The sequence below is a fragment of the Lamprobacter sp. genome, assembly GCF_034860625.1.
Classification (GTDB): domain Bacteria; phylum Pseudomonadota; class Gammaproteobacteria; order Chromatiales; family Chromatiaceae; genus Lamprobacter.
Genome location: NZ_JAYESN010000180.1, coordinates 1 through 6,851, shown reverse-complemented (window position 1 = coordinate 6,851; position 6,851 = coordinate 1). Strand labels below are relative to the sequence as shown.

Here is a 6,851-nt window from a genome sequence, read left to right as displayed (position 1 = left end):
TGATCAATTGCTCAGCCTCCAGGGCGGCGCAGAGGCGCGGGGTGTGCGGGCGATTCTAGCGAGTCCGCTCAGGCAAGCGTCTCCACCCACGCCAACTGCTGGGGCAGGCACACGCGCTTGAGATCATAGGTGGCCTGGGCAAAGGCGCGAGCGTTGCGGTCCAGGCGTTGGCGGGTGGCGGGGTCGTCGAGCAGCTCGCTGATGGCGTTGGCGAGGCCGGCGGTGTCGAAGAAGTCGACCAGGCGGCCAGTCTCGTCGTGCTGGATGGCCTCATGCAGCGGTGCGGTGTCGCTGGCGACGATGGCGCAACCGAGGCTCATCGCCTCGAGCAGGCTCCAGCTGAGCACGAAGGGATAAGTGAGGTAGACGTGCACACTGGAGCACTGCAGCAGCGCCACGAAGTGCGGGTAGCTGAGATTGCCGAGGAAATGCACCCGCGCCCAGTCGGGGGCGGCGATCTGCGGGCGGACCTCGTCGATGAGGATCTGCTTCCAGGTGCGGTTGCCGTAGCGTGCGGGATCGGGGCGAGCGCCGTAGCTGACCTCATCGCCGCCGACGATGAGCACGCGCGCCTTGGGTCGGCGCCGGAGCAGCTTGGGCAGTGCGCGCATGAACGTATGGTAGCCGCGGTAGGGCTCGAGGTTGCGGTTGACGAAGGTGATGACCTCATCGCCCGGCCCTAAGGGTCACCTGGGTGCTGGGGCCCGCGTCTGCACCCGTGCCAGCGCCCGTGCCAGCGCCCGTGCCAGCACCAGCACCAGTGCCAGTGCCAGTGCCAGTGCCAGTGCCAGTGCCAGTGCCAGTGCCAGTGCCAGTGCCAGTGCCAGTGCCAGTGCCAGCGCCAGCAGCAGGGCCAGTGCCAGTCGCGGCGGCGGCGGTCGTCAGGGTTAGCTGCACTGCGGGGTTGGGCGCGAGGGCGTCGGTGTCGATGCCGTCGTGGATCACGCGAATGCGTTGGCGGAAGGACTCGGGGAAGGTGCTGGCCTGCCAGTGGGTGGGGCTGATACCCGCATCGGCGCGCTCCATGTGGAGCAGGTTGTTGAGGTTTTTCAGCCGCAGCCGGCAGACGTCGCCGGGGTCCTTGGCAGGAAATTCGGGATCAAAGCCGACATCGGCGCCTTGTGGGTGGTAGAAGAACTCGCAGTAAATGGCCAGGCGTGCCTGCGGCCAGACCTCTTTCAGAAACAGACTCTCACCCCAGCCGGGATGGGCGATGATCACACTGGGGTTGAAGCCCTGAGCCTTGAGCTGGAGCGCCGCCCGAAAGCAGGCCTCGGCGCGGATGGTCTTGGTCTCGAAATCGCTGACCCAGGGGTGCACGCCGTTGGTGGTGCCGCGGCTGACGCTGTAAGGCACCAGGCGCACACCCTGCCACTCGGCGACACCCGGCTGTTGCAGGGTCATCGCCGTGACTTGATGGCCCTGCTGTGCCAGCGCCGGGGCCAGGTGCTTGAACTGGCCGGGGAAGTGTTGGTGGATGAAGAGGAGGTTCATCGGCTATTCGCCTGATACAGCGCCAAATCCTCTGCGCGATCGACCTCGCCCCAGCGTCCTCGATAAGGCACGGCAGTGATGGGCATACGACCGGCGACGATCATCCGCTGCAGTGCCGCTGTCATGTGCAGGGCATCACGCTCAGATGGCGGCAGTTGTCCGCGCAGGCGCTCAAGTTCTGCCCAGCCCGCGGGTGCGAAGCGCAGCAGGCCCATGTATTGGCCTTCGATGGTCTCCAGGCTGGTCGGTGGCTGGCCGATCTCGGCCAGGGTGCCATCGGGGTTGAGCCGAAAACTCTCGGCATCGACCAGTGGATCGGCGAAGCGGCGGGTCCAGAGCGAGCGCCAGTTGGGGTCGTAGGTCAGCGCCACGGCGGCCGCGCTATCGCGCAAGGCCAGCACCGCTGGTGGCTCGTAGAAGATGTCGCCATAGCTCAGGATGCAGGCATCGGTTTGCAGCCACGCGCGAGCGCAAGCCAGGGAGCTAACCATGTTGGTGTCGGCCCAGCGCGGATTATGGAATGCCGTTAAGCCAAAGCCGGCCAGCAGCTCGCGGCGATAACCGGTCACGATACCGATCTCGGCGATGCCCGCCGCGCGCAAGGCGTCGAGTTGCCACTGCAGCAAGGACCGGCCGGCGACTTCGAGCAGGCACTTCGGGCGCTCCTCGGTCAGCGCGCCCATGCGGCTACCGCGCCCGGCGGCGAGAATAATGGCTTTCATCCAAACAGATTCCGTAGTCTCAAGATGTCGCGTTGCTCAAACGACGGCTCGCGCTCGGGATAAGCATCCACGCGCTGGCTGACGGCGACTGGGCGCAGCACGATTGTCGCGCTCATCAAGCGCCCCCGGCACTTTTAGGCATCAACGCTATCAGCCGCTCCCAGACCTGTTGCGCCAGCCTGTCCGCTGTCTGCCCCGGTTCAAACTCTGCCACCCAGTCGGGTGTCTGGGGTTCATCAATGGGCACATCCAGCCCGGCCAGATCGCGCAATTCCCCCCGATCAAAGCGCTGGTATAAGCCTTTCGGATCGCGCCGCCGCAGTTCTGCAAGCGGCACCTTCAGATACAGCTCAAAATACCCCGGCAGATGGATGCGGTTCCAGGCATGCACTTCCCGAAACAGGGAGATAGTCGCCATCACCACCGTTGGGCCTTGGCTCGCGATCACCTGGCACAGGCGTGCGTAACGCAGCGCCAGTGCCAGGCGCGCGTTCCGGTCGTGGTGGCTCTGGTTGACGGTCTCGGCATCGAAGAGCGACCGTAGCTCGTCGCCGTCGAGTTGCACCACCGAGCGGCCAGCATCGCGCAGCTTCGCGCTCAGCCCGGTGGCGAGGGTGGACTTGCCCGCGCCCGATAGGCCGGTGATCCAGATCACCATGGTTGGTGTAACACGAAAGGCTGCCGACTCAAGACGATCGCTCCGGTTTCCGGCGATACACCAGTCCCGGCTCGAAGCCCTCGTTGAGCGATTGCGGGGGCGGCGGGATCAGGTCAGGATTGACCGGCTGCGGCGGTGATGACCGCTCAGGTTCTTCCGCTGCCGGCACCGTAGGCGATGGTATGAATTGCTCTTCGCGCATGCGCTGTTCTCCATCTGGCGTTGTCTCGATGGGTAAGGCAGTCTCAACACCCCTGGATGGCGGCCGGGGCATCTCATCATCATCGGGATAAAGCCAGCGTGTACCGACACCTTGGAACAATAGGCCAACAGCCGTCGTCAGCGCGATGACAAACGCAAGCAGGACGGCCAAGACATTAAACTTGGTCGCGGCAACGCGCAGCTTATTGTCGATCTGATCCCTGAGTTGGCGATTCTCCTGCGCGAGCGCCGCTCGTTCTCGTACAATCTCTGCTGTCACACCAGCCGCAGCCATGGCCTCGTTTACACGCGCAATCACCGCCAACCCAGCGGTTATGTCGGCTTGAATCTCCGCGTAGTAATCAATCCTCGCGTGCGCCCTCAGACGGGCCGCGCCGATCCGCTCAAGAAAGGCCGCCAATTCCCGCGCCAACGTTTTGGTCGTGGTCGGATCGGGCAAGAACGACAGCTTGTCCCGATACGCCTCCGCCATGTGATAGACATAGAGATCCAGCGCATCATAGTAGGCGCGCTTACAGTGCTTGAAGGCCTCGACCACATTCGCCCGATAGGCTGCATCCCGCTCCGGCGCAGTCACCGCCTTGAGTACATGATGCCCAGCATAGCGTAACTGATTGATCGGCTGCGCCATGGTCGAGGGCAACACATTGGCCAGCACGCGGATGAGTTTTTCCGTCTCCAGATACCAGCCCTGCACATGCACCAGTTGGATCTGATCTTCCAGCTCCGGCGCCCGATCCATGTCGCGCACATCGGCTCGCGCCTCTTCCTCCAGCAGACTGATCAAGCGCGACGCAGACCCGTGCTCCTCACTGCTCATGCGACGACTTTAGCGCCCGAGCGCGCGGATAGTCTGCAACGCTTGCTGTGCGCGTTCATGCAACTGCGCACTGGTCAGGCCATCGGTGGCCAGCGCGCGGCGGGCGTCGACCACCACCTGCCCTTTGCTGAGATGGTTGGTCGGCCGCAAGCCATAGCTCGCATCCACACCCGCAGGCAGGCTAGGCCCTTGAACGGCGCGGCCAATCCGATCCAAACCAGACCAGTGCGCAACAATGCGCTGATAGAAAGACATACTCACTCCTCTCAATGACTAAAGCCCGGTGGCCATGCCCATGACGCACGCAGCGGAAAAGAAGGCTAACACGGGCCACTCCCCAGTGGCAGCCACGGCTTGTTGCTGCCCAGAGCACCTTGTCAATCACCCCACCCCCTCCACCCGCCGACTCCCGCAATCGAGCAGCACCCGGGGCGCGGCCGTGACCTGGGCAAACAGCGCCTCGCCGCAGCCGATGGCGGCGGGCAGTGGCTGCTCGGCACAGCGGATGGCCATGTGCGAGTTGGCGCCGCCGTACTGGGTGATCAGCCCGGCGATGTCGCGGGTGAAGATCCAGTCGAAGCCGGGGTCGGCCTGTTCGATGCAGACGATGCAGCCGCTGAGCGCTTCGCCGCCGAGGGAGGTGGCGTGCAGGTGAACGCGCGGGGCTTCCACCCGCGCGCGGGTGATGAAGCTCGGCTCGGCGCGATGAATCGGCACCACATAATAGAGATCTCCCACGCTGCGGATGAGATAGCTCAGGCGCAGGGCGCGCGCCTGGGCCTGGTCGAGCCGGGCTTGATCGACCTGTTGCATCAGGTGCGAGGTGATCTCCAGGCGGGCGCTGCGCTGGCGGGTGTCGAGCATCGCCTCGATGCGCAGGTAAGACAGCTCCTCGCGCCCCAGGCTGCGGCACTGGCCCCAGGCGGCGAGGGTCTCGAGCGCGGCGCTTAGATGGCGAGTGAAGACGAACTTGCCGTACTCGCGCCCTTGAATGGCGCGGCGGGCATAGGTCAGCAACGCCTCGGGCGTGGTGGCGGCGTACAGTCCCAAGCGCGGGCTCCAGTAGCGGCCATGCGCCAGCCAGTGCCGCACGCGAAAGGCACCGACCAAATGGCGAATGAAATCGGGCGCGGCCGCGCCCTCGGTCAACCAGAGCTTGAGTAATTCCTGCTCCAGTGACACCCGGTGCCCCACACGCACATAGAGCGCTCGGCACGCACGTGAAAAGGGATCTCTGCGGCGCTCATACACCCGCTCTAGGTAGTCAACCCGAAAAGCCGCCTCCATCGCCGCCAATAGCGACAGGATGGCGGAACGGTCGACTTCCCGCAGCGTCACGGCTAGAGTCTGGGCGACTTCATCCTCGCGCGCACCTTGGAAGCACTGGCAAAACTCCGCCGAGCCTGCGCGGAACCAGGCGCGCACCGACTGATGCAGCAGAGTGCGATGCCGCGCAATGTCATCAAAGGATTGCTGCTGACCGGACAGCACGACGGCACGCGCTTTCACTGCCATGATCGCGCTTAGCCTTGGGTAACCTGCATGATGGCGTCGTAGAACGACTCCGCCTCGAGCGACAGGTAGCGAATGTTTGGCGCCTCGGTGGCGATTTTCCACACCCAAACCGGTGTGGCTCGGGTCTCGGCTTGCGGCTCGGGCGTATCGCCAACACGCAAGGTCACGGCCAGACGCGGCCCCTCTGAGACGGCATCGACCAGGACAAATTTCACCACACCGCAAGGGCCGATCAGATCCACCCGTCCTTGTGCCGCGATCAGGTTGGTGCCGATGGGCTCCAGGCGCAGTTCATGCAAGCCGACCTGAATCCGCGCGCTGCGGGCCTGATAGCGTCCGACACACTCTTCCTCCAGCGTGGTGGTGGCCATGTTAAGGCGCAGCTTGTCCTGGGCGATGTAAGGCTGCAAAAATTCCTCGACGCGCGCATAAAACTCGTCCAGCGCTTGCAGCCAGCGCGTTTTTCTTACTGACCAATCGATTGCAGCCGATGGTGCGACCGCCAGTTCTTCGTCCAGAAAGGCATCAAAGGTGGTGGTTGTCATCGCTTGATTTCCTCTGCCTCGTTGGTTCGCGCGAATGTCACCATAGCAATCTTTCGCCTGCTTGAGCAGGCTGCATGCTAACGCTAACGCTCCTGGTGCCGGTCTCTGCGGTGGTTATATCAGCCCCAAGATCGCCGTGTTGATCAGTGCGTGACAACCCACATTGGCGTCGTTCACATTGTCATTCGATTCAAACCCCTGCACCAACGCATCCATGCCGGCGGCCACCTGCATCATCCCCGTGATAGCCTGATGCGCTGGCTGTTTCTCCGGCATCTGCTCCAAACAGCGCATGAGGCAGGGGCCATGCTCAAAACACCCGAACAACTCCTCAAATCTTGCGCGCCGGTTCTGCATAGCGATCCGGTGCAATGCGAACTGCTCAGCCAGCTCACTCAGGGACACCAGCGGCCAGCTCTCGCCGGCAATGACGGGCTCGTTGCCAAGCGCTGCAGCAACGCCATCGGGTCCAAGCGTATCGATGACCAGCAGCGGCAGGGCGAAAGGCGGATCGCCCTCGGCTCCTGCAACGCTCGGCGGACCAGTTGGCGGGCGCACCTGGCCGAGACTGTCGAACCAGTCCAGAAAGGGCTGCGGATCGGTGTCGCCGGACGGGTCGGCAAGCTCATCGCTGTTGAAGAAAGCGATATACGCGCGCTGTTGGTCGGTAAGACAATCCAGACCGACGGCACGGGAGCAGTTTGTCTTACAGATGTTAGCGCGGTTGAACACTGCACCTTTGGCGTAGTCGATGAGATCCCAGACCACAGGTATTGCGCGCCGGGGTGGGTGGCCTTGGGAAACACCGAACGCTTCAGTTCGTTGAGCGCCTGGCCGCTGCGGCGATAGCCGAAGCGCGGCCAGTACCGGTAGTG

The 6,851-nt window shown here is 63.7% G+C and carries 9 protein-coding genes; all 9 read right to left on the bottom strand.

The window, feature by feature from the left end; genetic code table 11:
- Window positions 1-68 precede the first annotated feature (68 nt).
- Complete coding sequence (locus VBE63_RS23220) at window positions 69-611, bottom strand: glycosyltransferase (RefSeq protein WP_416274646.1); 543 nt, start codon at window positions 609-611, stop codon at window positions 69-71.
- Between the two features lie 55 nt (window positions 612-666).
- Window positions 667-1,494 carry a glycosyltransferase gene (locus VBE63_RS23215; RefSeq protein WP_323685389.1) on the bottom strand — a complete coding sequence of 276 codons (828 nt, stop codon included), beginning with the start codon at window positions 1,492-1,494 and terminating at the stop codon, window positions 667-669.
- The gene (locus VBE63_RS23210; protein WP_323685388.1) at window positions 1,491-2,216 is read right to left on the bottom strand and encodes a phosphocholine cytidylyltransferase family protein; all 726 of its coding nucleotides are present in this window, start codon (window positions 2,214-2,216) and stop codon (window positions 1,491-1,493) included. Before VBE63_RS23210 ends, VBE63_RS23215 begins: the two co-directional genes overlap by 4 nt.
- Before the next feature lie 115 nt (window positions 2,217-2,331).
- Complete coding sequence (locus VBE63_RS23205; RefSeq protein ID WP_323685387.1) at window positions 2,332-2,874, bottom strand: adenylyl-sulfate kinase; 543 nt, start codon at window positions 2,872-2,874, stop codon at window positions 2,332-2,334.
- A gap of 28 nt (window positions 2,875-2,902) precedes the next feature.
- Window positions 2,903-3,916: a hypothetical protein gene (locus VBE63_RS23200; RefSeq protein ID WP_323685386.1), complete on the bottom strand. Its 1,014-nt coding sequence runs from the start codon at window positions 3,914-3,916 to the stop codon at window positions 2,903-2,905.
- 9 nt (window positions 3,917-3,925) lie between these two features.
- Window positions 3,926-4,171: a hypothetical protein gene (locus VBE63_RS23195; protein ID WP_323685385.1), complete on the bottom strand. Its 246-nt coding sequence runs from the start codon at window positions 4,169-4,171 to the stop codon at window positions 3,926-3,928.
- 126 nt (window positions 4,172-4,297) lie between these two features.
- Window positions 4,298-5,431, bottom strand: coding sequence for a PEP-utilizing enzyme (locus VBE63_RS23190; RefSeq protein ID WP_323685384.1), 1,134 nt, complete (start codon window positions 5,429-5,431; stop codon window positions 4,298-4,300).
- 8 nt (window positions 5,432-5,439) lie between these two features.
- Window positions 5,440-5,976 (bottom strand): hypothetical protein, encoded by a 537-nt coding sequence (locus VBE63_RS23185; RefSeq protein ID WP_323685383.1) that lies wholly within the window; start codon window positions 5,974-5,976, stop codon window positions 5,440-5,442.
- 114 nt (window positions 5,977-6,090) lie between these two features.
- Window positions 6,091-6,851 (bottom strand): hypothetical protein (locus VBE63_RS23180; RefSeq protein ID WP_323685382.1); only part of this gene is annotated, 761 nt, incomplete at its 5' end.